This window comes from Larkinella knui (assembly GCF_003858645.1).
Lineage (GTDB): Bacteria > Bacteroidota > Bacteroidia > Cytophagales > Spirosomataceae > Larkinella > Larkinella knui.
The window spans coordinates 162,622-189,528 of sequence record NZ_RQJP01000007.1 but is presented as its reverse complement, the minus strand read 5'-3'; the positions used below and the strand labels follow the sequence as shown (position 1 = coordinate 189,528).

Genomic DNA, 26,907 nt, shown 5'->3' with positions numbered 1-26,907 from the left:
TAGGATGAATATGTACAAAAAAATTACCCTTGGAATCGTTGCGCTCGCGGTGTGCTGGCATATCGTCGTGGCCATGAACGACCAGATTACCGTCTGCGGCCTCTTTTTGTCGAAACCGGCGGACCCGGGGTATGTGTGGGTCGACACCGAAAATCCGGATGCCCGGTTTTTCTGGCAAACGACCGGGGTAAAGTGGCGGGCGGGCGTCAGGCACCCGACGTTTAATGCCGAAACCACCGCCACCGTGGGCGACTGGCGGCCCCTCCCCGGCTACGCGTTTACGGACAAAGAAAAAGGGCTGGAAACCGTCTGGGAAGCCGGGCTGCTGCATTCGGATTACATGGCCTGGTCCGACGAGGTGGAAGGCAAGTGGATTCCCGTCACCGGATACCGGTTTGTATACCAGGGCGATACCTTTATCGAATCGGTTTGGGACCCGGGCAAGCGGTACGATGATCTGAAAGTCATTTCATTGCCGGAAAAAGACCAGTACAAACCGTTTGCGGGTTACACGTTTGTGGAACCGGGGAAGTCGCTCAAAGTGATCTGGATGCCGGGACTGGTCAATTCGGATAATCCAAAACTGGTGGCAGGTACTAAAGAAGGTACCTGGAAGGTCAATAGCCGATCGTACCGGCAGACGGACAGCGAGGTACCGTGGGTAGTCCGAAAAATTGCCGGGCGGGCGATAGACCACGTTTTCTGACCACGATACGACACCTTCACCCGTCTATTCATTGACCGTCCTGATGCCCGTTTTGTAAGGAGTGAGGTCGCTGCCTGATGCCGAATCCGAAAGTGCGTCAGATTTTCACAAGGCCCTGGTTTCGCCGGAATCAGGGCTGAAAATTTGGGGCATTTCGGCTTTCGCTTTATCTTTAGAGTTGACTTCAAATTTTTACAAACTCTTCATCAATGACACTGAAAATTCCCGCGCTGGTGGCGGTATTCATGAGCCTGGCCGTGCGAAGCTGGGCGCAGGCCCCCTCAACGACCACTTACAAGGCCAACGATCGATTTGAACAGTTGGGCCCCCAACTGCCCACGCCCAACACGTTTCGTACCGCATCCGGTGCGCCGGGCCGGGACTTCTTCCAGAACCGGGCCGATTACGACATCAAGGTTGAACTGGATGATGCCAACCAGAAAATTATTGGGTCGGAGACCGTTACGTACTTTAATAATTCGCCCGACGCCCTGAAATACATCTGGCTGCAATTGGATCAGAATCTGTTCGAGAAGAATTCAACGGCAAACTTAACCACCCGATCGGCGGTTTCGGCCAGCGGAACCAGTCTGAGCCGGCTGCACAACCTGAACAATGCCGAAGCCGGTGCCCAGGTTGATCCCGAAAAAGAATATGGTCATAAAATAACCGCCGTTCGGGACGTTGCCGGTAAACCGCTGAAATACACCATCAATGGAACCATGATGCGCATCGACCTGCCCGCGCCGTTGAAACCGGGTCAGAATTTCGTGTTTGGCGTCGACTGGAATTATAACATTACCGCTTACTACGGACGGAGCGGTTACGAATATTTCGAGAAAGACGGCAACCGGAATTACTTCATTGCCCACTGGTTTCCGCGTTTGTGCGCCTACGACGACGTGAATGGCTGGCAAAACAAGCAGTTTCTGGGACAAGGCGAATTCACGCTGATTTTCGGAAATTACAAAGTGGCCATCACCGTTCCCAACGACCACATCGTGGGGTCGACCGGCGAGTGTCTGAACTACAAACAGGTGTTGACCCCGACGCAATTCCAGCGTCTGCAAAAAGCCGCCACCTCGAAAACACCGGTCAAAATTGTGACCCAGGACGAAGCCGTAGCGGCCGAGAAGGGCAAACCAACCGGTAAAAAAACCTGGATTTACAAAGCCGATAACGTCCGGGATTTCGCCTTTGCGTCATCGCGGAAATTCATCTGGGATGCCATGCAAACCGACGTCTACGGCAACGGAAAGAAAATCTGGAGCATGTCGTTTTACCCCAAAGAAGGCAATCCGCTCTGGGAGCAATACTCGACCCGCACGGTGGAACATACGCTGCGCTCGTACGGAAACCGCACGATTCAGTATCCGTATCCGGTTGCCATTTCGTGCCACGCCACGCGGTATGGCGGCATGGAATACCCCATGATCAGCTTCAACGGCGGGCGGCCCGAACCGGATGGGACGTATTCCGAAGCCACCAAAGCCGGGATGATCGGCGTGATCATTCACGAAGTGGGCCACAACTTTTTTCCGATGATCGTCAATTCCGACGAACGGCAATGGACGTGGATGGACGAAGGGCTCAACAGCTTTTGCGAGTACCTGGCCGAGAAAGAATGGGATTATAATTTCCCGAGCGACTATGGCGAACCACAACGCATTGTGCCCTATATGAAGTCGGACCCGGCCACGCTGTCGCCCATCATGACGTCGTCGGACAACATCATTCAATTTGGCTCCAATGCCTACGACAAACCGGCGGCCGCCCTGAATATCCTGCGCGAAACCGTCATGGGTCGCGAGTTGTTCGACTATGCCTTCAAGGAATATGCGCGCCGGTGGGCCTTCAAAAACCCCACTCCGGCCGACTTCTTCCGCACCATGGAAGATGCCTCGGGCGTCGATCTGGACTGGTTCTGGAAAGGCTGGTTCTACGGCGTCGAGCCCGTCGATCAGGATCTGGTCGAAGTCGCCTGGTTTACGCTCAATACCCAGAATCCCGAGATCGAAAAAGCCCTGGCCCGCTCTGAAGCCGAAGCCAGAGCCAACACCATGAGCAAAATTCGGGATGCGGCCACCAAAGACCAGACCGTAGTGGCCAAGGACTCGACCATGAAGGATTTCTACAACCGCTACGATCCATACGCCGTAACGGATGCCGACCGGAAGAAATACCAGGATTATCTGGCGACGCTGTCGAACGACGAACGCAAGACGCTCGAATCAAAGAGCAACTTCTATACGCTGACGCTGAAAAACAAGGGCGGTTTGCCCATGCCGGTGATTGTGCGGATGCAGTTTGAAGACGGTACGGATTCGGTGGCACGTTTTCCGGCGGAGATCTGGCGTTTCAACGATGTGCAGATCAACAAGGTGATTGCCACCAGCAAGAAGGTGACGCAATGGACGCTCGACCCCTTCCAGGAAATTGCCGACATCGATACCGACAATAATTCATTCCCGCGTCAGGCGCAAAAGCCGACGCGTTTCCAGTTGTTCAAGCAGCAGGAGCAACGCCGGGGCGCAACGGGACCGAATCCGATGCAGCAACAGCAGCAAAGTACGCAGCCACCGGCCCGGCAGGGAGGAGCGAATAAGAATTAAGAGTTAAGGGAATGATGAATGTAAAGCGGTTTCCTGATCCGGCCCTTTTACATTCATCATTCCTTTTTAATGAACTACGGCCCCGAAACGAAAAGTCCAGACTTCGTAGCGGTTTCATCCTGTTATTTCTTCTTTGTATCTTTCGAAGAAACCGAAAAATTACTCAGCCGCATGTCCCGTGCCGAAAAGGCCGAGATCCTGCAATGGATTATTCAGGATTTAAGCGATACCTTTCCCGGCATTGAAAGCAGCCCGAGTCAGAACCCATCGCGACGAAATCGAACGGAAGATTGCTGAAAATGAGCAAGCCTGATGGCTGCGCTCTATGCAGATGAGAACTTCCCACTTCCTGCGGTGGAGCGATTAAACCGCCGACACGGCCCCGACGTCCGGTTCCCGTTCCTGCCGCCGTTCGCCAATCTGCTGCCGCCACATGGCGTAATACAATCCCTTTTGTTCGAGCAACTCCGCGTGCGTACCGGTTTCGGCGATTTTGCCTCTTTCCAGCACAATGATCGTGTCGGCGTGCATGATGGTCGAAAGCCGGTGGGCAATCAGAATAGTAATTTGCTCGCGCCGGGCCGAAATGCTGCGGACGGTATCCGAAATAGCTTCCTCCGTCAATGAATCCAGTGCCGACGTAGCCTCGTCGAATATCAATAGCCGGGGGTGCCGGATGAGGGCACGGGCGATGGAAATCCGCTGTTTTTCGCCCCCCGATAGTTTCATGCCGCCTTCGCCCAATACCGTATTGATGCCCTTGTCGGAACGCGCAATCAACTGGTCGCAGGAGGCTTTGTGGAGGGCGTCGCGGATGTCTTCATCGGTCGCGTCGGGTTTCACGAACAGCAGGTTTTCCTTGATCGTACCGGCAAATAACTGCGTATCCTGCGTCACAAAGCCGATTTGCCGACGCATTGGGTTGTAGCGAATCTGGCTCGCCGGAACGTCATTGAAGTAAATTTCACCCGAAACCGGTTTATACAAACCCAGCAAAAGCTTGACGAGCGTCGATTTTCCGGAACCCGACGGTCCCACGAAAGCGACGGTTTCGCCCATGCCCACGCCGAACGAAATACCGTCCATCGCATTCTGGCTGGCCGTCTGGTGACGAAAAACGACTTTATCGAAGCGCAGGTGTTCCAGGACGCCAAAATCGATGGAATCGTCGGGCCGACGCTCGATGGATTTGTGCATCAGATTGTCGAAAAGCCCGAGTGAGGCTTCGGCTTCGCGGTACGACAGGATGATGTTGCCCAAATCCTGCAAGGGTGCGAAAATTGCCGTCGAGATAAACTGCATCGAAATGAGTTCGCCGGTGGTCAGCACATCCCGGAAAATGAGCCACAACAAGGCAAACAGAATCGACTGTCTCAGCACGTTCAGCGTGGTGCCCTGCAAAAACGACAACGTCCGGACCTGCTTCGTTTTGTCCATTTCAAGGTCATAAATTCGCTGCGTGTAGTGCTTCAAGCGCCGGATCTCGGGAAACGTAAGTCCCAGACTCCGAACCAGTTCGATGTTACGCAGGGATTCGGTGATGGCCCCGGCCAGCTTGACGGTTTGCCGGTTGACGGCCTTCTGAACGGTTTTGATTTTCTTGCTGAGCAGTCCGGTTAGACCGCCCAGAACGATGATGCCGACGAAAAAAATAGGAATCAGCGCCCAGTGTTTGGTGATGGCGTACCAGATCAGAAAGCCCATGCCGACGATGGACGAAAACAGAATATTGATAAAGGCGTTGATGAATTTTTCGGTGTCGGTCCGTACTTTTTGCAGCAGCGCCACGGTTTCGCCACTCCGCTGTTCTTCAAATTCCTGAAACGACAAACGGAGCGTTTGTTTCAGCCCGTCGTTAAAGACCTGCGTACCAAACCGTTGCACGACCAGCCGCATGAAATACTCCTGAAACGATTTGGCCAGCCGCGCCAGCGTGGCAATCAGTACGGCAATCAACAGCCAGAATAGCACGCCTTTGACCAGCTCGTTTTCGGGCCGAACCGCCGGTTTGGTGGCGTATTCATCGATGATTTTCCCAAAAATCAACGGATCGATCATCATCAGAATCTGACTGACGCCCGCCAGCAGCAACGACACCACCACCAGCCAGCGGTGGGGTTTCAAATAGGTCCACAGTATGCCCATAAAGCTGAATTTATAACTCGCACCAGCCTGAAAGGCTGTCATCATTAGCCCCGGGTATCGCCCGGGGAACGCCGGATGTTGGGATCGGGGAATGCCGGATGTTGGGTCCCATTACCAATACACCGAATGTAATAATTCATATCCAAAACCCCGGGTGATTTCCATACCCCGGGCGATCCCCGATCCCACCATCCGGCATTCCCCGGGTGATCCCCGGACCCTCCATCCGGAATTCCCCGGATGATACCCGATCCCACCATCCGGCGTTCCCCGGGCGATACCCGGACCCTCCATCCGGCATACCCCGGGTGGTACCCGGGGCTAATGATGACAGCCTTTCAGGCTGGTTGGTAAGTAGACTCGGAAACCGCCGGTTTTGTTAGATTGGATTTCAGAACCGGCCACGGAATAAATAATAGATAAAACAGGAATAATCAGTTATTTTTTCATGAATAGCCCGCCAGCGTTGAAATTTTAGTACTGATTAAGCAGAATACGCTTTATTTGCCGAACTGTACGCTTAAAAAATAGAATGAAAGAACGTGCTCTTCTTTTAACCAACGGCTTGCTGGCAACGCCGAATGCAAAAACCGCTCACGGACTTATTCGGGATAGTGAACGGTATGCCATTGCCGGCGTGATTGACCCCCCCACGGCCGGACGCGATGCGGGCGAGGTGCTGGATGCAAAAGCCCGGCAAATACCGGTATTTGCTTCTCTGGAAGAAGCTCTGGCTGCGGTCGGGCCGGTGCAATACGGCATTGTGGGTGTCGCAACGACCGGTGGTATCCTGCCGCCGGAAGTGCTGACGTTGATCGAAAACTGCCTGCAAAACGGGTTGTCAATCGTCAATGGCCTCCATGATTTGCTAAACGACCGCCCCCGGATGGTGCAACTCGCGGCTGAACACAACGCCCGGCTGATCGACATCCGGAAGCCCAAACCCCGCGCCGAGCTGCATTTCTGGTCGGGCGACGTTTTCAGGATTACCGCCCCGATCGTGGCCGTGCTGGGCATGGACTGCGCCATGGGCAAGCGAACCACGACCCGCCTGCTGACCCAGGCCTGCCAGGCTGCGGGCCTGAATGCGCAAATGATTTATACCGGCCAAACCGGCTGGCTACAGGGCGGGAAATACGGTTTTATTTTCGACTCGACGCTGAACGATTTTATTTCCGGCGAAATTGAACACGCCCTCGTTTCGTGCTGGCAGGAAACCGGTGCCGACGTGCTGCTGATCGAAGGACAATCGTCGCTGCGGAATCCGAGTGGGCCCTGCGGACTGGAATTTATGGTTTCGGGAAACGCCAAATACATCGTGCTGATGCACGCGCCCAAGCGTACATATTTCGATTACGACGCGCATTGGGGCGCTATTCCGTCGGTAGAATCGGAAATTGAGATCATTCAGAAGTTTGGATCAGAGGTGCTGGCGCTGGCTTTAAACACGGAAGATTGCACGTTGGAAGAAGCCCGACAGTTTCAGCGGGAATACGCCGAGCGGCTGGGCATTCCGGTGCTTCTGCCGCTGGAAGAAGGCCTGGCTCCCCTGGTTCCGCTCATCCGTCAACTCGTCGAAAAAACCGTCCCTCATGCTGATTAAATCCATCCGGGCCTACCGCCGGGATCTGGCCCTGACCTGGCCGTATACCATCGCCTACCAGACCATTTCCACCGTCGAAAATATTTTTCTGGCTGTCGAACTGGTCAATGGAATCATCGGGTTGGGAGCCGCCAATCCGTCGCCGGAAGTGGTCGGTGAGTCGCCGGATCAAGCGTTCGCCAATCTGCAAAGCGATGCCATCGCCCGGTTTGTGGGTCGCGACATTCGCCATACCTTTCAGTTGATCGACGAAGCCCGCCAGCAGTTTCCGGATCTTCCCGGCACGCTGGCAGCTTTTGATATTGCCCTCCACGACGCCCTGGGGCAGTTTCTGGGCATTCCGGTGGTTGCGTTTTACGGCCAGAAAGTAACGGCTCTGCCTACTTCGATCACGATTGGCATTATGCCGATTGCCGAAACACTGGAAGCCGCCCGGGAGTACGTTCAACAGGGGTTTCAGGTTTTAAAAGTAAAAACCGGGCTGGATGTAGCCGAAGACATTGGCCGGATTCGGAAGCTCCGCGAGCAGTTTGGCCCCGACCTGGTGCTGCGCGTCGACGCCAACCAGGGCTATACCCTGGATCAGTTGACCCAGTTCATCGGCCAGACCGACGACGCCAACGTTGAACTGATTGAACAGCCGATGGCGGTGGGTACCGAAGAAGAACTGCGGTCGTTGCCGTTGGCGCTTCGTCAACGGCTGGCCGCCGACGAGTCGCTGAAAGGGGGCGAAGCGGCTTTAAAACTGGCGCAGGATCCGTACCCATTCGGCATTTTTAACATCAAGCTCATGAAATGTGGCGGTATTCGGGGTGCGTTTGACATTGCAACCGTGGCCCGACTGAGTCAGATCGAGCTGTTCTGGGGCTGCAACGACGAAAGCATCATCAGCATCACGGCGGCTTTGCATGCGGCTTTTGCCTGCCCGAACACCCGGTATATCGACCTGGACGGCAGCCTCGACCTCGCCGAAGATGTTGTAAAAGGCGGTTTTGTGATTGAAAACGGGTTGATGCGACCGACCGGAATGCCCGGCCTGGGATTAACGGATTCGTCCCTGTAGCCGATGAAACCAGTGACCAAACTCGCCCGCGTTCTGAGCCTGCCTTCGGCCATCATTCTGGTTGTCAGCATCATGGTCGGATCCGGCGTCTTCAAGAAAATTGCCCCTATGGCCGACGCCCTGCAGTCGCCGGGTCTGATTCTGCTTTGCTGGCTGCTGGCCGGGCTGGTGAGTCTGGCCGGGGCGCTGACCAATGCCGAAATGGCGGGGATGTTTCCGCAATCGGGGGGCGAGTACGTCTATTACCAGAAAGTCTACAACCGATTTTTTGCTTTTCTCTACGGCTGGAGCAATTTTATGGTGGTGCGAACGGCATCCATTTCGGCCTTAGCCTACATTTTTGCCCAGTCGCTGGTGGGTCTGCTTTCACTGGCCGATGAAACGGGTTTTCAGACAAAAGGAATCGCTTCGGTGCTCATTATCATCCTCAGTCTGGTCAATTACCGGGGCATCCGGTTTGCGGGCGGCATCAGCTGGGTGCTGACGTGCGCGATCTTAGTAACCATTATCGGTTTAGCGGTCACGGGCTTCAGCTCTCCGCTGGGTAGTTTCACCAACCTGAGTCACAACAGCGCAGCCTTCGACGCCGGGGCCATCGACGGCATGGTGCTGGTGAAAGCGATGTTCATCGCTTCGCTGGGCGCTTTCTGGGGCTACGATGGCTGGAACAATATCGCGTTCATTGGGGAAGAAATCAAGAATCCGCAACGGAATCTGCCGCTGGCGCTCGGGATTGGAACCCTGTTCGTGATGGGGTTGTACCTGCTGCTTAATGTGATGTATACCTACGTCATGCCGATTGAAGACCTGATCGCACTCGGCAAAACGCCCAACCGGATTGCCGCCGTCGAGGTCATTCGCCGGGTAAGCGGAGCGACCGGGGCCACGCTGGTATCGGTGCTGATTTTATGCACGACGTTCAACGCGACGAACAGCACCATTCTGACTTCGGCCCGGATTTATTACGCCATGGCCCGCGACGGGCTGTTTTTTCGCTCGGTGGCCCGGATTCATCCCGCCTATCAGTCGCCCTCGGTATCGATTGTCTGGCAGGCGGTTTGGTCGGTGGCGCTGGTTTGGTCGGGCACATTTGACCAATTGACAGACATGCTGGTGTTTGCTTCGTTCATTTTCTACGGCGCAACGGCGTTCGGGGTCATGCTCTACCGGCGTTCGCACCCGGATTTGCCGCGCCCGTATCGGGTGATTGGCTACCCGGTTTTGCCGGTCGTTTTCTGTTTGTTCTGTCTCACGCTGGTGGTGATTACACTCATTGAGCAGCCCCGCGAAGCGTTCATGGGGCTGGGACTGATTGCCACCGGCGTTCCGTTTTATGCGTTCTGGCACCGGCAGAAGCCGGGGTGAAATTAGATGGGAACGCGGATTAGGCGGATTGAAGTACGACAGAATCTCGAAACCGCTCGTAAAACCGACAACCGTTCCATTTTTTAAAGCCGATTTCAGGCCGTTCGGATAAACAATGAAACGGCCTGCATAAAACCAGCTGACCCTGGTAAAATCCTGTTGTTATTTCACGGTTGAAGAAAAAACCGGACAACCCGCCCCGGCTTTCTTCCCACGAAAAACAACGTACTAATGTCAACTTTACCTTCTCATCCACCGGTGCGGCCCGTTCAACGGGTTATCGCCGGTTTGAGCAGTTACGTCGCCGACCCGACACCCATCGCCGAGTGGGCCGAATCGTTTCAGGTCCCCGACCGCAAAGATTCTTCGAAATACCTGGACGGTCCGATGGTGGAAAAAGTCCTGGGCGTGCGGTCGAAAAGCTGGGCACCCGAGGTGTTTCAAAATCAGGAAGTGGTTACGCAGGTGGCCCGGGAAGCCCTGGCCAACGCCCAGCTTTCGGCCCGCCAGATCGACGCCGTCCTGATCGTTACGTGCTCGCCTTATCAGGTTCTGCTGGATCAGGATGCGTTTTATTTTCTAAAGTGCCTGCGGATTCCGGATTCGGTGGTGCCGGTTCAACTGGGCGCGGGGTGCGCGGGAATGGCGCGGGCCATGCAACTCGCCACCCAGCTGTCGGCCGAAAATATCCTGATTATTGCCTACAGCCTGAGCAGCCTCTACACCCGGACGTCGCTCTACAAACAGAACCCGGTGCATCCACTGGGACGATCGCTGTGGATGTCGGCCGCGCTTTTTTCGGACGGTGCGTCGGCCGTCGTGCTACGCAAAAATGGCTACCGGGGTGGGCTGGCCTTCTATTCCCGCGATTCGTTGGCGTTCGGGACCGAGGGCGGTTTTGATGATCCGCTGATTCATTACATGGGCGGAGGGGCGCTGAATCCGCCGGGCCAGGACCATTCCGAAGAATTATCCTGTTTCGGCATGGCGGGCGACCGCGTGAAGGAATACTACATGAAAGGCATGCGGTTGAATCACCAAACGCTGCTCCAAAACCGCCCCAACTACCTGACGGATGTCCGAAAAATTTATACGCACCAGGCCAGCCCGGTGCTGACCAACGGTTTTCTAAACCACCTGATCGAAACCAATGCCATCCCGCGCTCCAAGTTTGGCGTCAATGTGGAGACGTACGGTAATCTGGTTGCCACCAGCACCTTAAAGCTCCTGCACGACGACATGACGAGCGGAGTGGCCAGAACCGGGGATGAAATCTGCATTTCCGTCGTGGGTGCCGGTCCCGAACGGGGTGCATTTATTACCCGAATTGCCTGAGCTTTCTAAACCTGAACAAGTGAGTTCCAGGCCCCTTTCATCAAGGGGCTTTTTTTGTATAAACCTCCAAAAAACCGCAATACGGATCATATTTCCGCCATTTGGGCTGACAAAAAAGGGGCCGTTGCCGGGTCCGCTGGGTTGAAAGCATCCCGGAATGACAACAATTTAGGAATCCTGATCGTATTATTTTAAAGGTATGACACTCCTGGAAAGAAAGAGTCTAACCAAAACCAGATACGATGATTCTAAAAAACTGCTTTTCAACGTTTCGATTATTTACAAAGTCACTCTTCTTTTTCATTCTATTTCTCTGTTTTGTAAACGGCTCCCTGCACGCCCAGAAAATCGCCAAAACTAGCCCGGTCGATAGCCTGCCCATCATCCCGCAACCCGGTATTCCGGCCGACAGCATTATTGCCCGCCTTGAAAAAGGGCATACGGTTTTGAATGACATCACCAACCGCACCCGGCGGGGATACAACACCTGGCAAATCGAAGAAAATCTGCCGGAAGCCCAGTCTTACCTGAAAGCCATCCGGACCAATCTGCTGCTGTATCGCAAGGTGCATGACATGAAAAACATGCTCATGTTCCAGGTATTGCTCAATGACGTACAGACCCAACTGAAGGCCTGGCGACAGACGCTTTCGGCGTATGAAAAAGATTTATCCGGGATGAACGGAGCACTTATTTCGCTGGCCCGCGACTCGGTACTTGTTTTACCCGCCGACAGCAGCTACCGGGTTCTGTATTTTAATTCGTTGAAAGAATTGCGACAACAGTGGGTTCAGGCCAGCGAATCGACCAATCAAAACCTGATCCGTATCAACAAATTACAGGCTTCGGTTTCCAACAGTTATTTTGAAACGGCCGACTTAACCAACGTAGTTAATGAGCGAATCCGGGAGTTTAACGTCAAGATAACCGGTAAAGAAACGGAGTTTATCTGGGCGATTCCGAAAAGTGCGGGTTCCGACGAGCATCTGGATAATTTAGTCAGACAATCGTATGAAGGGCAGCGCGATATGCTGGCGTATTATTTCAACCGAAGTGCGGGTAACTGGATTTATATGGTGGTAATCGGGGCGGCTTTTTTTGCCTGGGTATACCGAAGTTTTGCGGTTATCAATCGCCACGGAAACCGGCAGGAAGCGCTGAATGACTTAAAAATACGGTACCTCCGCCCCTTCCCCATCTTTGCGATGCTGGTTGTCGTGTTCAACTTCGCTCCGTTCTTCGATCTGCGCCCGCCGGCAGTTTACGTCGAGCTGATGCAATTTATTTTATTGCTGGCCCTGACCGGCCTTTTTTACCGGAGCTGGTCCCGGAAGCTTTTCCTGTATTGGCTCGCCATCGTTACGCTTTATATCCTGGTCATTATCACCCGGTCGTCAATTATCGATCCCGGTCTTTTCTTCCGGCTCTGGCTGCTCATTCTCAACGCGGTATCCATCGTTTTCGGCTTTTTATTTCTGTTTCATATCCGAAAGATTCTGGCACTGACGGGGTTTATAAAACAGGTTTCCATTCTCTATATTATCCTCAATTTTCTGGCGGTATTCTGTAATATCGTTGGCCGGATTAGTCTGGCGAAGATTTTTACCACCGCATCGATTTATGGATTAACCCAGGCTGTTGGCCTTTTTACGTTGATTCAGATCATTAACGAAGCGTTTGCCCTGCAGGTAGTGAGCAGCAAACTGTCCGCAGGAATTACGTCGCGGTTTAATTATGCGAAGCTGGAAGTCGGCCTGCACCGGCTGCTGAGCGTCATTGCGGTCATCGCCTGGCTGATCATTTTCACCAATAATTTATACGTTTATAATGCGGCTTATACCGCCATCGAACACTTTTTAACGCTGGAACGGAGCGTGGGCAGCACCCAGTTTACCTGGGGAAATATTGTTCTGTTTTTCCTGGTTTTGTATGTATCGGGAGCCTTGCGAAAATACATCGGTTATTTCTTCGGCGAAACCGACGACGAAATCGGTGGAAGCATCAGCAATGCCGATTCACGGCTGGTAATCATCCGGCTTATTATGCTGATCGGCGGTATTTTATTTGCGGTTGTGGCGTCCGGAATCGGGCTGGATAAGGTGACGGTTATTGTTGGGGCACTGGGCGTTGGCATTGGATTAGGACTTCAGAATATCGTCAATAATTTCGTCTCCGGCATTATCCTCATCTTCGACAAACCCTTCCAGATCGGTGATTTTATCGAGATTACGAATAAAAAAGGACGCGTTAAAAACATCGGTATTCGTTCGAGCCGGTTGCTGACGACCGAAGGATCGGAAGTCATTATTCCCAACGGTGATCTGCTCTCGGGTCAGGTCATTAACTGGACCATCAACCACAAAGCCAAACGAATTGAACTCACAATAAAGGCCGATACCGAACACGAACTGAGCGATTTAAAAAAGCTCGTGAAAGAAGAAATAACGAAACACCCGACTACCGTCAAGCGTATGCAACCCGAGATTTTCTTATCGACCATCTCTGCGGATTCCATCGAATTAAAAGTGCGGGTCTGGATCAATTCGGTGAACAAGGAAGATCAGTTCCGAAGCGAAGTTCTGCTGAATCTATACCGACGGTTTAAGGAAGCCGGAATTAAAATGATGTAATGGATGGGAACGCGGATGGAACGGATTGGACGGATGCACACCGATTAAAATCCGTTTTGATCCGTCCGATCTGTTCCATCCGCGTTCCCATCATTGTCACTCGCTCCGCAGACTCTTCACCGGGTTCATTAAAGCCGCTTTGATGCTCTGAAAGCTGACCGTCAGCAACGTAATCACTAACGCCCCCGCGCCGGAAACGGCAAAAATCCACCAGGAAATTTCCGTGCGGTATTCGTATTTCTGAAGCCAGGTATGCAGGAAATAGTAGGCCACCGGCGTAGCGATTCCGAAGGCGATAATGACCAGAATGACGAAGTCTTTGGATAACAAACGCCAGAGGTTGAAGACCGAAGCGCCCAGCACTTTCCGCACGCCAATCTCTTTGGTCCGCTGTTCGGCCACAAACGACGCCAGACCGAACAAACCCAGGCAGGAAATGAAGATGGCCAGAGCGGCAAAAAGACCCGCCAGGGTTTTGGTCCGTTGTTCATGGTCGAACTTTCGGGCGTATTCCTGGTCGACGAACTGGAAATCAAAGGGATACGCCGGGTTATATTTTTTAAAAATCGGCTCGGCTTTCGCCAGATTGTCCGCCGTCGAATTCGCAGGATTGAACTTGATATGCATCGTGTTGAACCACGCCCCCGGACCTTCGATGACGATAGGCGGTATTTTTTCGTAGGGCGAACCCACAATGTAATCTTTGACAACGCCCACTACGCGCCACGTAATCGATCGATCCCGGTTGGAAATGGTTTGCCCGATCGGATTCCTGAAGCCCATCAATTTGACGGCGGTTTCGTTCAGTACCACGGAGAAACTGTCTGCCGGATACTGGTAACTGTCGATGTCACGCCCTTCGATCAACGTCATGCCCGCCGTTTTGACCAGATCGGCATCCGAACTGAAGAGGGTGATGGCCGTGTTGGTATCTTTCGGATTTTCGCCCGGCCACCGCAGCCCCCAGGTCCGCCAGCTTTCATTGGTCAGGTCGGTCATGGTTTTTGTGACGGACACCGCAGCCCCCGAACGGATCAATTCCCGCTTGATCGGCGAATAATTTTTCTCAATATCACCGACAAAATTGACGTGAATCAAATTACTATTGGCGTAGCCCTTGTCCCGCTCCTGCGCATACAGGATCTGATCGCGAACAATGATCGTCGCAATAACGAGAACAATGGCAAACGTAAACTGGAGCACCACCAGTATTTTTCGGGGCGATAACCCCAACTGGCTTTTTTTGAACTGCTTAGTGAAAATGCCGATCGGTTGAAAGGACGAGAGGTAAAAAGCGGGATAACTCCCCGCCAGCAAACTGGTCAGGACGACGAATCCAACAGCCCAAAGCCAGAACGAAAAGTTCTGGTAAGGAATAGCAAGCTGCGTGCTAATGAGCGTATCGAACGACGGCAGGGCGAGTTGAACCAGCAACAAGGCAATGGCTCCGGCCAGGCAGGCAGTGAGAAACGCTTCGGTAATAAACTGCCCGATCAACGACCCGCGACCTGCGCCGGCCACTTTCCGAACGCCAATTTCTTTGGCCCGTTTTTCGCTTCGGGCCGTGCTCAGGTTCATGAAATTGATACAGGCAATCAACAAGATAAAGGCGGCAATGAGGCCAAACACGCGGACGGTTTCGATGCGCCCGCCCACCGGTTTTCCGTTTTCAAAATCAGCATATAAATGCCATTGCCTCAGCGGAAAAAGAAAATGAGTCCACACATCCCTGCGCCCCGAATACCGCTGGGTCAGGTCTTTGATTTTCGCATCGAAAGCGGCCTGGTTGGTATTCGGTTTCAGCAAGACAAAGGTTGGCGTATTGTTGCTGAGCCAATCTTCATTGCTCCATCCGGTTCCTAACTTCTTCAAATACTCCCAGGGTAGGAGATACTCAAACGTAAAGCGGGTATTCGGCGGCAAATCCTTTAAAATACCGGTTACCACGAAGTGATCGACGGAGTCGAGCCGGATGGTTTTATTCAGAGCGTCGGTCGTACCGAACAGTTTCCGGGCCAATTTTTCGGTAATAACAATGGAGGAAATCGTCGTGAGCTGCCCGTTTTTTGGGCCTGCCACCAGCGGAAAACTGAACATGTGCAGGAAAGAAGGGTCCGCAAAAGCCCCCTGAATGCCGGTAAAACTTTGACCATCAACCCGTACCAGAAATTTATCGATGTCTTTAATCCGGGTTACGGCTTCAACTTCCGGGTAGTTCTGTTTCAACGCCGGGGCCAGCGGTTGTGACGTTTCCGGTATGGCATAAGGCGTTCCACCAACGGGATTCGTCAAACCATAGACCTGGTAAAGCCGGTCCTGGTGTTCGTGAAATTTGTCAAAGCTACTCTCGTTCTGGAGCCACAAGGCGATCAGCGCGGCCCCGGCCATTCCAACCGCCAGCCCACCAATATTGATGATAGAGAAGCTTTTTCCGCCCATCAGGTTGCGGAAAGCAATAAGGAAATGATTGCGTATCATGGCGGAATGGGTTGGATTGGGATATTCGGATGGTTTTCGTTTGATAAAAGCCGGTCGCACATACGCCAGCGAATCCCGCCAATACCGCTGCCGGGCTTTGGCCACGCCCAGCCGCTGCACCCGCAACTGATAGCGTTCGTGCAGATCGCCCAGCACCTCCTCGCGCAAGTGCGGAGCCACCAGCCAGGAAAGCAGCCGGTCGGCCCAGCGGGGCGGTTTGGGATGATTCGGGTTTCGCATATTTTTTTTAATAACGAATATTGAATAACGAAATAGCTCCGCCAGCGTTCGTCACGGCTTTCACTTCGGTATTTCCTTCTTTTTCATTCACTTCGCAGACTCTTCACCGGATTCATCAACGCGGCCTTAATCGACTGGAAACTTACCGTTACCAGGGCAATCCCGATCGACAGCAGTCCGGCCAGCGCAAAAATCCACCATTCGATGCTGATCTTGTACGCAAAATCCTGAAGCCACCGGTTCATGACATACCAGGCCACCGGCGAAGCAATCAGAATGGCGATCAGGACCAGTTTCAGGAAATCCCGGGAAAGGAGCGTCACAATACCGGTGGTGCCGGCACCCAGCACTTTGCGGATGCCGATTTCTTTGGTGCGCTGCTCGGCCATGTAAGTTGCGAGTCCAAACAGTCCCAAACTGGCGATCAGGATGGCGAGTCCGGCAAACGTCAGGCTAATTTGTCCAACCCGCTGCTCGGCACGATACATCGTATCGAAGGCTTCGTCCATAAACCGGTATCTGAATTGAACCCCGGCGGGCATTTTTTGCCAGACGGATTCCACCTGTTTCAGCAGATTCGGAAGGTTTTGGGTATTGACCCGAAACGAAGCAAGCGCCGTACTTTGACCCAACGAAAACACCAGCGGGCCGATGTTTTTCCGCAATGACTCATAGTTGAAATCTTTCACAACGCCAATGATGGTCAAAGGAGTAGACGCGCCATTTGCCCCCGCATAAATTTTCTGCCCGATCGGATTGGCAAAACCGAGGAGGTGTGCCATCGACTCGTTGATCACGACCGCGCTGGCATCCGAACCGAAATCTTTCGAAAAATTCCGCCCTTTCACCATTTTCATTCCCATCGTTCCGATGTAATCGTAGTCTACCGTCCAGTTTTGGGTATCGATCATATTGTCGGCTGCCGTAACCGGTTCCTTCGAAAATGTCCGGCCATTCCGTTGTGAAGAAGATACCGGCAGAAAACCGCTTAGTGTACCGGCCGTAACGCCCGGCAGGGTAAGCAACTCATTCTTAAAGGCTTCGACATTGGAGCCCAGGGCGTGGGTGCCGTCAATGATCAGGATCTGTTCTTTGTTAAAACCGAGGTTTTTCGTCTGGATATAATTAAGCTGGCGGTAAACAATGAGCGTTCCGATCATCAGGATAACGGAGGTGGCAAATTGAAAAACAACCAGCGCATTCCGGAAATTACTCTTTCTCAGGCCACTGCCGATCGTGCCTTTCAAAACGGCAATTGGGTTGAAACCGGACAGGAAAAACGCCGGATAACTGCCCGCTACGAAACCCACCACAATCGGCAACACCAGGAGAAAGGGTAAAATGGGTAACGCAAACAGGCGGTTTACGGAAAGCGTTTTGGCGGCTAGTTCGTTAAAAAATGGCATAATCAAAGCCGTTAATCCCAACGCCAGGAGCAATGAAAGTGTTACGGTCAGGGTCGATTCGGCCAGAAACTGCCCAATCAGGGCCTTTCGATTCGTTCCCATTGCCTTCCGGATTCCGACCTCTTTGGCGCGTTTGGCCGAACGCGCTGTCGATAAATTCATGAAATTGACGCAGGCTATCAGCAAGACAAACAGCGCAATGGCCGAAAAAATAGACACAAACTGGATGTTGCCATTTACGTCCAGTTCGTCCCGACGATCCGACCGCAAGTGAATGTCGGTCAGCGGAAACAAGCTAAATACCAGTCTATTCCCGCCCCGGTTAAAGTCCTTCGCGCTGGTTATCTGCATTTTCTGTTTGGCCTGTGGGAAGAGGTATTTTTCAATTATTTGCGAGAAATTCCGATTAAAGGCTTTGTAATCAACCCCTTCCTTCAAGACAACATAGGTCTGAAAATTACTTGTCAGGTAATTTCCCCAGTCGTACTTGACGTTCTTCATCGAGAAGATAAAGTCGAAATGAAAGTGGGAATTTTGTGGAATATCGTGGATGACGGCCGTTACGGTATAAAGCGCTTTGTTTACCTCGAGCGTTTTACCAACCACATCGGGCGTTCCGAAATAGTTTCTGGCGGTCGACTCGGTGATGACCACCGAATTGGGGGCATTCAGAGCGGTTTTGGTGTTACCGAAAAGGGCAGGCAAGGTAAATACATCGAACAACGTCGGATCGGCGTAAACCGATCGGCGCTCGTCGATCGATTCGTTGCCTTTCCGAACGATTTTCGACTCGTTAACCCCATAAAAACGGACGAATTCTTCCACCTGCGGGTAATCTTTTTTCAACGTCGCGCCCATCGCATCGCCAACCTGGGTCAGGCTTTGTTCCGTACCGCCGAACGTAGCATCGACGTTGATCCGGTAAATCCGATCGGCTTTTTCATGGAAGCGGTCATACGTCAGTTCATCCACGACATACAACGTAATCAGCAGACAACTCGCCAGACCGAGCGCTAATCCGAAGATGTTCAGAAACGAAAGAAAAGGCTGATTGCGCAAATTCCGCCAGGCAATTGTTAAATAGTTTTGGAGCATGTCAAGGCTAAAAATAGAGGTTGATGGATACTCACCGAATCGTCGGTGGTGCGGCATTCCGACTGTCGGTTGTCGTTTGATAAAGGCCGGTCGCACATACGCCAGCACATCCCGCCAATACCGCTGCCGGGCTTTGGCCGCTCCCAGCCGCTTTGCCCGCAGCTGATACCGCTCGTGCAGATCGCCCAGCACCTCCTCGCGCAGGTGCGGAGCCACCAGCCAGGAAAGCAGCCGGTCGGCCCAGCGGGGCGCAGTCTGACGGTGCGGTTTTGGAGTTTCAGTCGGCATAGGCTTTTTTTAGTGAAGAGTGAAGACGGACGGAGCCGCATCGGCCGTCCGACGCCCCTGCGCTTGGCTGACGCATTCACTCTTAACTCTTCATTCTTAACTCATTATTCCGAACGCAGGGAGGTAACCGGGTTCACCAAAGCCGCTTTGATACTCTGGAAGCTGACCGTCAGCAAGGTAATGGCTAACGCCCCCGCGCCGGATGCGGCAAAAAACCACCACGCCAGGTCAATTTTATAGGCGAAACTTTGTAACCACTGGTTCATGGCATACCAGGCAATGGGCGATGCAATCAGAATGGACACCAGGACCAGTCGGATAAAATCTTTGGAGAACAGCGCAACGATCTCGCCGACCGAAGCCCCCAGCACTTTCCGAATGCCAATTTCTTTGGTGCGTTGCTCCGTAGAAAACATCACCAGCCCCAGCAGTCCCAGACAGGAAATCAGAATGGCCAGCACCGCAAACACATTGGAAAGCTTCGCCATCACCTGTTCACTCCGGTACAGCTTTTCATATTCCTGGTCAATAAACTGATAATCAAAGGGGTAGTTCGGATTAAGAGTTCTATAAACCTGTCCCAGACTCGCCAGGGCTTCTTTCGTTTGGCCGGGTTTGGTGCGCACCAGGATCACGCCGAAATATTCGTATTCTTTCACATCCACAATCAGCGGCTTGATGGGCTCATGCAGCGAGTGGGTGTGGTAGTCTTTGAGGATGCCGATGATGTGGCCCTTTTTTTGCCAGGCCGATACCCATTTGCCAATGGGTTTTTTCAGGCCCATCAGCCGGACGGCTTCTTCGTTCACCATAAAAGCGTCCGTCGAATCCGTCGCGTTGGTTCTTGAAAAATCACGGCCTTCTATAATTTTCAGATTCATGAGTTTTACAAAATCGAACCCGACCGACGTGGGTTTAAAACCAACAGAGGTGTTTTTTTGCTTGCCTTCCCAATTGATGGCGTCATTCCCGGTATTGGTCTCCGCACTTCCGTCGTTATCGTCCACCACAAATCCCATGGCGTGCGGGGCTTCGCTGCTGCGATCCACCATCGCAATACCCGGCATTTTAGAAGCCTGTTCTTTGAATAATAAATAGTTCTTTTGCGTCGACAGAGCCCCTTCTACACGGATATACAGCAGATTTTCACGATCATAGCCCAGGTGCGTTTTTTGGACATAATTGGTCTGCCGGGATACGACGATGGTCGCAACGAGCAGGATGATGGCCAGTCCGAACTGAAATACCGTCAGCCCTTGCCGGAACCAGATGGCACTTTGCGTAAAGCGCAACACACCTTTCAAAATGCGAACCGGCTGGAGCGACGATAGAAAAAGGGCGGGATAACTACCTGCCAGCAGACCCGTGAAAACCGTCAGCCCCACCAGCGAGGCCCAGAAAGACCCGTGCATCAGGGGCGACTCAATCTGCTTTCCGGTGAAATTATTAAAAGCGGGCATCAGCAGTACCACCAGGATCAGCGTAACGCCCATGGCCAAAAACGCGAGCAGCAACGCTTCACCAAAAAACTGCCCGATCAGATGACTGCGGTTGGAGCCTAACACTTTTCGGACACCCACCTCTTTGGCCCGTTTGACGGATCGGGCCGTGGCCAGATTCATGAAATTGATGCAGGCAATGAGTAAGATAAAAATGGCAACCCCACTGAATATACGCACGTATTCGATTCGCCCGCCTTCCGGTTTTCCGTTTACAAAATTGCTGTGCAAATACTGCTCGCTCAGGGGTTGAAGCCCAATCTGGGTAGTAACCCCTTTGCTGTTCGCCAGCCGGGGCTGGAGAAACCGATTGATTTTCGTCTCTACGGTTTTTACGTCCGCCGTTTCCGAAAGTTGTAAATAGGTCCGAAAGTCGTTGGACGACCATTCCAGCTTCGTTTTTTGGGCATCCCAGTTGAACAGAAAATCAAATTTCAGGGAGCTTTGTACCGGCAGGTTTTCAAAAACCGCCGATACTTTAAAATCCAGCCGGTTCTCATACCGGAGACTTTTGCCAACCGCCTTTTCCGGACTTCCAAAAAACAGTGCTGCCATTTTCCGGGAAATGGCAATTCCGCCGATTTCTTTCAGGGCCGTTTCCGCATTGCCCGCCAGCAGTGGATAGCTGAAAATTTTAAAGAAATCCTGGCCCGCCCGGGAGCCTTCCAGTTTGAATTTCTTTTCCCCCGCCTGAAACGTTTCGGGATGGCCCCAGGGAAGTTCGTAGCCCGTGGCATAAAAGGCCTGGTATTTCACTTCCGGAACGGCCGTCTGCAAATCTGCCAGGAGAAAAGTGGGGGGCTGGCCCTGTGCATAACGAACGGGACTCGAGTAGTTACCATCCACTTTTCCACCCGATGTGATGGTTTGATAGGCGATGTACAGGTGTTTTTCGTGGGCGTGAAAATTATCGATGCCCTTTTCATCCTGCACCCAAAGAAAAATAAACAGGCAGCAAACCATACCCAGGGCCAGGCCAACGATATTGATGGCGGAGAAACCCTTGCTCTTGACCAGGTTCCGAAGGGCGATTTTTACATAATTGCGTAGCATATCCGTATTCAGGAAAAAAGGGGTTAGGGACTCCGATGGGTTACGTTTGATAAAAGCGGGTCGCACATACGCCAGCGAATCCCGCCAATACCGCTGCCGGGCTTTGGCCGCGCCCAGCCGCTGCACCCGCAGCTGATAGCGCTCGTGCAGATCGCCCAGCACCTCCTCGCGCAGGTGCGGAGCCACCAGCCAGGAAAGCAGCCGGTCGGCCCAGCGGGGCGCGGTCTGACGGTGCGGTTTTGGAGTTTCGGTTGGCATAGGCTTTTTTTAGTGAAGAGTTAAGAATGAAGACGGAGCCGCATCGGCCGTCCGACGCCCCTGCGTTGGCTGACGCATTCACTCTTAACTCTTCATTCTTAACTCATTTTATTCCGAACGCAGGGAGGTAATCGGGTTCACCAAAGCCGCTTTGATGCTCTGGAAGCTCACCATTAGCAGCGTCACCGCCAGCACACCGGCACCGGCGAGCGCAAAAATCCACCACGACAATTCCGTGCGGTATTCGTAATTCTGGAGCCAATCCGACAGCACATAATGGGCAATGGGAGCCGCCAGACAGAAGGCGATTCCAACCAGCATCACAAACTCCTTCGAGAGCAATTGCCAGACCGTGAAAACGGATGCGCCCAACACTTTCCGAATACCAATTTCTTTGGTGCGCTGTTCGGCCATGAACGAAGCCAAACCAAACAGGCCGAGACAACTGATCAGGATCGCTAAACCGGCAAAAACACCCGCCAGCTTGCCAATCCGTTCTTCGTGCCCGAATTTTCGCCCATACGTTTCATCCACAAATTTGTAGTCAAAGGGAGCCGCCGGATTATAGGATCTGAACACCTGCTCAACTTTGGCAAGGGCCTCACTGGCAGAAAGCTGGGGGGCCAGTTTGATATGGATCACATTGGCCGCTTTGTAATTCAAGACAAAAAACGAAGGACTGACGGGTTTAAAAGGAGACTCTTTGACCATGTCTCTGATCACGCCGATTACGTTGTATTTTTCATTTCCCCAGCTTATAATTTCACCAACCGGGTTTTTAAAACCCATCAGTTTGACCGCCGTTTCATTGAGAATAACCGCCGTAGAATCGGTGGAAAACTGCCTGGAAAAATCCCGGCCGGTGGCCAACCGCCAGCCGACGGTTTTGCCATAGTCGTGGGTAATCCGGTTCGACATCAGCAAAGGTTTCAGATCGGCCGCCTGCCCTCGCCAGGTGATGTTGGCCACTCCGCCAGCCTGGGCCGTTACTGAAGCATTCGATTCCGCCATTTCCGCAACGGCCCCAGTGCCCAGCAAATCGTTGCGGAGTGATTCATAGCGCCCATAAAGCTCGGGGGTGCTTATGCTGATTTCAATCAGACCACTGCGGTTGTAGCCAACCGGGCGGTCTTTCGCGTACTCGATTTGCCGGAAAACGATGATGGTACCGATAATCAGTGTGACGGAAACCGTAAACTGAAATCCGACCAGAACCTTCCGGGGAACGGATGCAAAACGACCGGCCCGGAAAGCGCCCTTCAGCACTTTTACCGGCTGAAACGAGGACAGATACAAAGCCGGGTAGCTGCCCGCAATCAGGCCCGTGAGCAAACTAAAACCCAGCCCGACCAGCCAGAACCCGGGGTTCGACCACAAAATGGTCATCTTTTTGTCGGCCATTTGATTGAAAAACGGCAAGGCAAATCCGACGAAGACGAGCGACAACGTAAACGCCACCAGGGCCAACAGGAGCGATTCGCTAAAGAACTGGAAAATCAACTGACTCCGAACCGAACCGACCGCCTTCCGAATCCCGACTTCTTTGGCCCGCTTTTCGCTTCGGGCGGTGCTCAGATTCATGAAGTTGATACAGGCCATCAGCAAGACAAAACCGCCAATGATGCCAAAAAGCCACACAAACACAATCAGACCACCGGTATTGACGCCATCTTTAAAATCCGAATACAAATGCCACTTATGCATCGGATGGAGGAAAAACTCCGGTTTATAGGCCGGTGGATTGTCCCGTTTCATCCGGATATCCCTGATTTTGGCCGAAACCTGGTCGAAATCTGCGCCCGGTTTCAACTGGGCAAATAGTTGGTAATCATTGTTATCCCACTTGTCCTGCGAGTCTTTTCCACCCGCATCGATGGCCACGAACAACTTCCAGGGAGCCAGAAACGCAATGTCGCTGAAGGTACTGTTTGGGGGAAAATCCTGGTAAACGCCCGCCACTCTCAAATTCCGCTTGTTGTTGAGCTTAATCAGCTGATTGATCGGATTTGCCGAACCAAAAAAGGTGGTGGCGGCCGACCTGGAAAGCAGGATCGAATTGATATCGTTCAAACCGGCATCCGTTCCGGCCAGCATGTTCACGGACATCATCCGGCTAAAAACCGGCTCGACGTACTTACCGGTTTTGGTAAATTTCCGGTCACCGGACGTAAGGACAACTTCGCGGGAAACCGCCAGGCTAACCGATTCAAAATCAGGATACTTGCTGCGCAGCTCGCCCGCCAGCGGAATCGGCAGAACGTTATAAGACGATTTTTCGGGGCCGAAGGTGACAAATTGCCAAAGCTGGGCAATGCGGTCGTAGTTTTTATGGTGCTTATCGAACGACACTTCGTCGTAAATCCATAAACCGATGAGCATCGCCACGGCCATGCCCGTTGCCAGTCCAAAAATGTTGATGAAGGAATACACCCGGTTTTTGACCAGGTTGCGAAAGGCAATTTTCAAATAGTTACTGATCATATCCGTATGGGTAGGTTGGGGGTATTCGGATGGGTGTCGTTTCATAAAAGCGGGTCGCACATACGCCAGCACTTCCCGCCAATACCGCTGTCGGGCTTTGGCCGCGCCCAGCCGTTGGACGCGGAGGTGAAAGCGTTCGTGCAAATCGCCCAGCACCTCCTCGCGCAGATGCGGAGCCACCAGCCAGGAGAGGAACGTGTCGGCCCAGCGGGGCGGTTTCATACGAGTGATCAGTTAGGAGTGATGAATCAGGAGTTGAATCGTGCAAGTAAGAATCCAGTGGAGCAGGAGGTCATAGCGATGGTTTTTAGCTTTAACGCCCCCATTCTAGCTCCATTCCAGCAGCGTCGGCGGTACGATGCGTTCCCACAGCCGGTTTCGGACCGAGCGAACTTCCGTAAGCACCCGCCCGCCCAACGCGGAAACCGTAAACAGCCGCTTTCGGCGACCACCCCGTTCCGCCGTTGCTTCGCCCATAACGGACGTCACATACCCTTTCTGCTCCAGTCGTTGCAGGGCCGCGTGAACCGCCCCGGTGCTGACGGTTTGACCGGTTTCCCGTTCGAGTTCTTCCGCAATCATCACGGAATACGCTTTCGGCACCAGCACGGCCACCGCCAGTAAAACAACTTCCTCAAATTCGCCTAAATCACTGCGTCGCATGAGTCGAAAATCAGTAGGATTAAGAGTCTGATCTATTTCTTCTATTTCCGTATATCAAATCCTTTGCCAAACGAAAAAGTATGCATTTCCGTCGAATGGGAATATGTTTTCGAAAACTGAAACTAATCGTTCTGTCCGATTTTGGACAATGCCTGTACGCATCTGGACAGTTTGGCGACGGGCGGAAAAAGGACCATCAGAAGCTATTAATTTCCTACTTTTGGGGATAGGAACGCAGATTTAGCGGATTGAACGGATTTGAACGGATTAAATAAAATCCGTTCAAATCCGCTCGATCCGCGTTCCCATCACAAGCCAACTGATTATGAATCGTCGTTATTTTATCCACCAATCCGCCGGTGCCAGCGCCGGAATCCTGTTGGGGGCTCATCAGGCTTTTGCAACCAGCGAACCCACGTTTCCGGTGGTGCGGGTGGCGGCCGACAAACGGAATTTTACAAGCGCGGCCGTTGAACGGGCGATCGAACGCGTCAAGAAAACCGTCAAAGATCCCGAGCTGGCGTGGCTTTTTGAAAATTGCTTTCCCAATACGCTCGATACCACCGTCCGGTTTAGCGAGGTCGGTGGCAAACCCGACACGTTCGTCATCACGGGCGACATCGACGCCATGTGGCTCCGCGACAGCACCGCTCAGGTGTGGCCCTATTTGCCGTTGACGAAAGACGATGAACCGCTGCGCAAATTGGTCGCGGGCGTGATTCGGCGGCAAACGCAGTGCATCAAGCTCGACCCGTACGCCAATGCGTTCTATTCCGATCCGAAAAAAGAAGGGGAATGGAAGAAGGACCTAACCGCCATGAAACCGGGTTTACACGAACGGAAATGGGAGCTGGATTCGCTTTGCTACCCCATCCGGCTGGCGTATCACTACTGGCAAACCACCGGCGACACCAGCCCGTTCGATGCCGACTGGGCCGACGCCATGCGGCTGATTCTGAAAACCTGTCGTGAACAGCAGCGCAAAACCGGGCGGGGGTCCTACACGTTCGGGCGCGAAACGTCCTGGTCGACCGACACCGTTCCGGGCAATGGCTACGGCAATCCGACCCGTCCCGTTGGCTTGATCCACAGCACGTTCCGCCCGTCCGACGATGCGACGGTTTTTCCGTTTCTGGTCCCATCCAACTGGTTTGCCGTCGCATCGCTTCGGCAGGTGGCTATGATGACGGACAAAATCCGGCCCGATGCGGCTTTTGCCAGCGAATGCCGGGCGCTGGCCGACGAGGTTGAAAAAGCCCTGAAACAATACGCCGTGTATACCCATCCGAAATACGGCAAACTGTATGCGCTGGAAGTGGACGGGTTTGGCAATCACCTGTTGCAGGACGACGCCAATGTGCCCAACCTCATTTCGTTGCCGTATCTGGGAGCGGTTTCGGCCAACGATCCGATTTATAGAAACACCCGGCGGTTTTCGCTTAGCACCGACAATCCGTATTATTTCCGGGGAAAAGCCGCCGAAGGCATCGGCAGTCCGCACACGCTGGTGAACAACATCTGGCCCATGAGCCTGACCATGCGGGCGCTGACGTCCACCGACGATCAGGAGATTCTGATGCAGCTCCGGCAGTTGAAGAAAACCCATGCCAATACCGGTTTTATGCACGAATCGTTCGATAAAGACGACCCGGCAAAATTTACGCGAAAATGGTTCGCCTGGTCCAATACGCTGTTCGGGGAGCTGATTCTGAAAGTGGTCAACGAACGGCCGCAGTTGGTGAGTAAACCGTTGTAATGCGAATAACAGCGTGATTTAGGCGTATTTACCCGTTTAACCCCGGAGGGGTTTGCTGTCAATAGCCAAATGGCATGAGTATAATTTTTAAGCCCCGGAGGGGCGTCCTGAATTTTATAGGACGCCCCTCCGGGGCTTGGGAGGATATGGAGACTCTTTGGCTATTAACAGCAAACCCCTCCGGGGTTAAAAGGAAAAACTAAACGCTCAATTTCTCCGCCATCCGTTTTC

14 protein-coding genes are annotated in these 26,907 nt (G+C 52.9%); 8 read left to right on the top strand and 6 right to left on the bottom strand.

Features of this window, described 5'->3' with window-relative positions; genetic code table 11:
* Positions 1-10: 10 nt before the first annotated feature.
* Positions 11-706, top strand: coding sequence for a hypothetical protein (locus EHT87_RS29290; RefSeq protein ID WP_148096043.1), 696 nt, complete (start codon positions 11-13; stop codon positions 704-706).
* 245 nt (positions 707-951) lie between these two features.
* Complete coding sequence (locus tag EHT87_RS29285) at positions 952-3,318, top strand: M1 family metallopeptidase (RefSeq protein ID WP_124910557.1); 2,367 nt, start codon at positions 952-954, stop codon at positions 3,316-3,318.
* A gap of 363 nt (positions 3,319-3,681) precedes the next feature.
* On the opposite strand, the gene EHT87_RS29280 is transcribed toward EHT87_RS29285, so the two are convergent.
* A complete protein-coding gene (locus tag EHT87_RS29280; RefSeq protein ID WP_124910556.1) occupies positions 3,682-5,463 on the bottom strand; it encodes an ABC transporter ATP-binding protein in 1,782 nt (593 codons plus the stop codon).
* 532 nt (positions 5,464-5,995) lie between these two features.
* On the opposite strand from EHT87_RS29280, the gene EHT87_RS29275 reads away from it, so the two are divergent.
* From EHT87_RS29275 to EHT87_RS29255, 5 genes are all read left to right on the top strand, one after another.
* Positions 5,996-7,066 carry an N-acetyltransferase DgcN family protein gene (locus EHT87_RS29275; protein WP_124910336.1) on the top strand — a complete coding sequence of 357 codons (1,071 nt, stop codon included), beginning with the start codon at positions 5,996-5,998 and terminating at the stop codon, positions 7,064-7,066.
* A complete protein-coding gene (locus tag EHT87_RS29270) occupies positions 7,056-8,129 on the top strand; it encodes a mandelate racemase/muconate lactonizing enzyme family protein (protein WP_124910335.1) in 1,074 nt (357 codons plus the stop codon). Before EHT87_RS29275 ends, EHT87_RS29270 begins: the two co-directional genes overlap by 11 nt.
* Before the next feature lie 12 nt (positions 8,130-8,141).
* Complete coding sequence (locus EHT87_RS29265) at positions 8,142-9,494, top strand: APC family permease (protein ID WP_124910555.1); 1,353 nt, start codon at positions 8,142-8,144, stop codon at positions 9,492-9,494.
* 231 nt (positions 9,495-9,725) lie between these two features.
* Positions 9,726-10,829: a 3-oxoacyl-[acyl-carrier-protein] synthase III C-terminal domain-containing protein gene (locus tag EHT87_RS29260; RefSeq protein WP_124910334.1), complete on the top strand. Its 1,104-nt coding sequence runs from the start codon at positions 9,726-9,728 to the stop codon at positions 10,827-10,829.
* A gap of 242 nt (positions 10,830-11,071) precedes the next feature.
* Positions 11,072-13,459: a mechanosensitive ion channel family protein gene (locus EHT87_RS29255; protein WP_124910333.1), complete on the top strand. Its 2,388-nt coding sequence runs from the start codon at positions 11,072-11,074 to the stop codon at positions 13,457-13,459.
* 96 nt (positions 13,460-13,555) lie between these two features.
* Here EHT87_RS29255 and EHT87_RS29250 read toward each other — a convergent pair whose 3' ends face one another.
* The 5 genes from EHT87_RS29250 to EHT87_RS29230 form a co-directional block, all read right to left on the bottom strand.
* A complete protein-coding gene (locus EHT87_RS29250) occupies positions 13,556-16,177 on the bottom strand; it encodes an ABC transporter permease (protein WP_221622092.1) in 2,622 nt (873 codons plus the stop codon).
* Positions 16,178-16,260: 83 nt separating this feature from the next.
* Positions 16,261-18,966 (bottom strand): ABC transporter permease, encoded by a 2,706-nt coding sequence (locus EHT87_RS29245; protein ID WP_221622091.1) that lies wholly within the window; start codon positions 18,964-18,966, stop codon positions 16,261-16,263.
* Positions 18,967-19,070: 104 nt separating this feature from the next.
* On the bottom strand, positions 19,071-21,776 hold the full coding sequence (locus EHT87_RS29240; protein ID WP_221622090.1) for a permease prefix domain 2-containing transporter: 2,706 nt from the start codon (positions 21,774-21,776) through the stop codon (positions 19,071-19,073).
* Between the two features lie 108 nt (positions 21,777-21,884).
* A complete protein-coding gene (locus tag EHT87_RS29235; RefSeq protein ID WP_124910332.1) occupies positions 21,885-24,479 on the bottom strand; it encodes an ABC transporter permease in 2,595 nt (864 codons plus the stop codon).
* Between the two features lie 105 nt (positions 24,480-24,584).
* The gene (locus EHT87_RS29230; RefSeq protein WP_124910331.1) at positions 24,585-24,920 is read right to left on the bottom strand and encodes a PadR family transcriptional regulator; all 336 of its coding nucleotides are present in this window, start codon (positions 24,918-24,920) and stop codon (positions 24,585-24,587) included.
* A 325-nt stretch (positions 24,921-25,245) separates the two neighbouring features.
* Here EHT87_RS29230 and EHT87_RS29225 point away from each other — a divergent pair, with 325 nt between their 5' ends.
* Complete coding sequence (locus EHT87_RS29225; RefSeq protein ID WP_124910330.1) at positions 25,246-26,676, top strand: glycoside hydrolase family 125 protein; 1,431 nt, start codon at positions 25,246-25,248, stop codon at positions 26,674-26,676.
* Positions 26,677-26,907: the final 231 nt, after the last annotated feature.

Bases quoted from the DNA above. Each gene is read 5' to 3' on its own strand.
- EHT87_RS29285 (WP_124910557.1), top strand. From the start codon at position 952: ATGAGCCTGGCCGTGCGAAGCTGGGCGCAGGCCCCCTCAACGACCACT.
- EHT87_RS29255 (WP_124910333.1), top strand. From the start codon at position 11,072: ATGATTCTAAAAAACTGCTTTTCAACGTTTCGATTATTTACAAAGTCA.
- EHT87_RS29250 (WP_221622092.1), bottom strand. From the start codon at position 16,177: ATGCGAAACCCGAATCATCCCAAACCGCCCCGCTGGGCCGACCGGCTG.
- EHT87_RS29225 (WP_124910330.1), top strand. From the start codon at position 25,246: ATGAATCGTCGTTATTTTATCCACCAATCCGCCGGTGCCAGCGCCGGA.
- EHT87_RS29245 (WP_221622091.1), bottom strand. From the start codon at position 18,966: ATGCCGACTGAAACTCCAAAACCGCACCGTCAGACTGCGCCCCGCTGG.
- EHT87_RS29270 (WP_124910335.1), top strand. From the start codon at position 7,056: ATGCTGATTAAATCCATCCGGGCCTACCGCCGGGATCTGGCCCTGACC.
- EHT87_RS29290 (WP_148096043.1), top strand. From the start codon at position 11: ATGTACAAAAAAATTACCCTTGGAATCGTTGCGCTCGCGGTGTGCTGG.
- EHT87_RS29240 (WP_221622090.1), bottom strand. From the start codon at position 21,776: ATGCCAACCGAAACTCCAAAACCGCACCGTCAGACCGCGCCCCGCTGG.
- EHT87_RS29260 (WP_124910334.1), top strand. From the start codon at position 9,726: ATGTCAACTTTACCTTCTCATCCACCGGTGCGGCCCGTTCAACGGGTT.
- EHT87_RS29280 (WP_124910556.1), bottom strand. From the start codon at position 5,463: ATGGGCATACTGTGGACCTATTTGAAACCCCACCGCTGGCTGGTGGTG.
- EHT87_RS29235 (WP_124910332.1), bottom strand. From the start codon at position 24,479: ATGAAACCGCCCCGCTGGGCCGACACGTTCCTCTCCTGGCTGGTGGCT.
- EHT87_RS29230 (WP_124910331.1), bottom strand. From the start codon at position 24,920: ATGCGACGCAGTGATTTAGGCGAATTTGAGGAAGTTGTTTTACTGGCG.
- EHT87_RS29275 (WP_124910336.1), top strand. From the start codon at position 5,996: ATGAAAGAACGTGCTCTTCTTTTAACCAACGGCTTGCTGGCAACGCCG.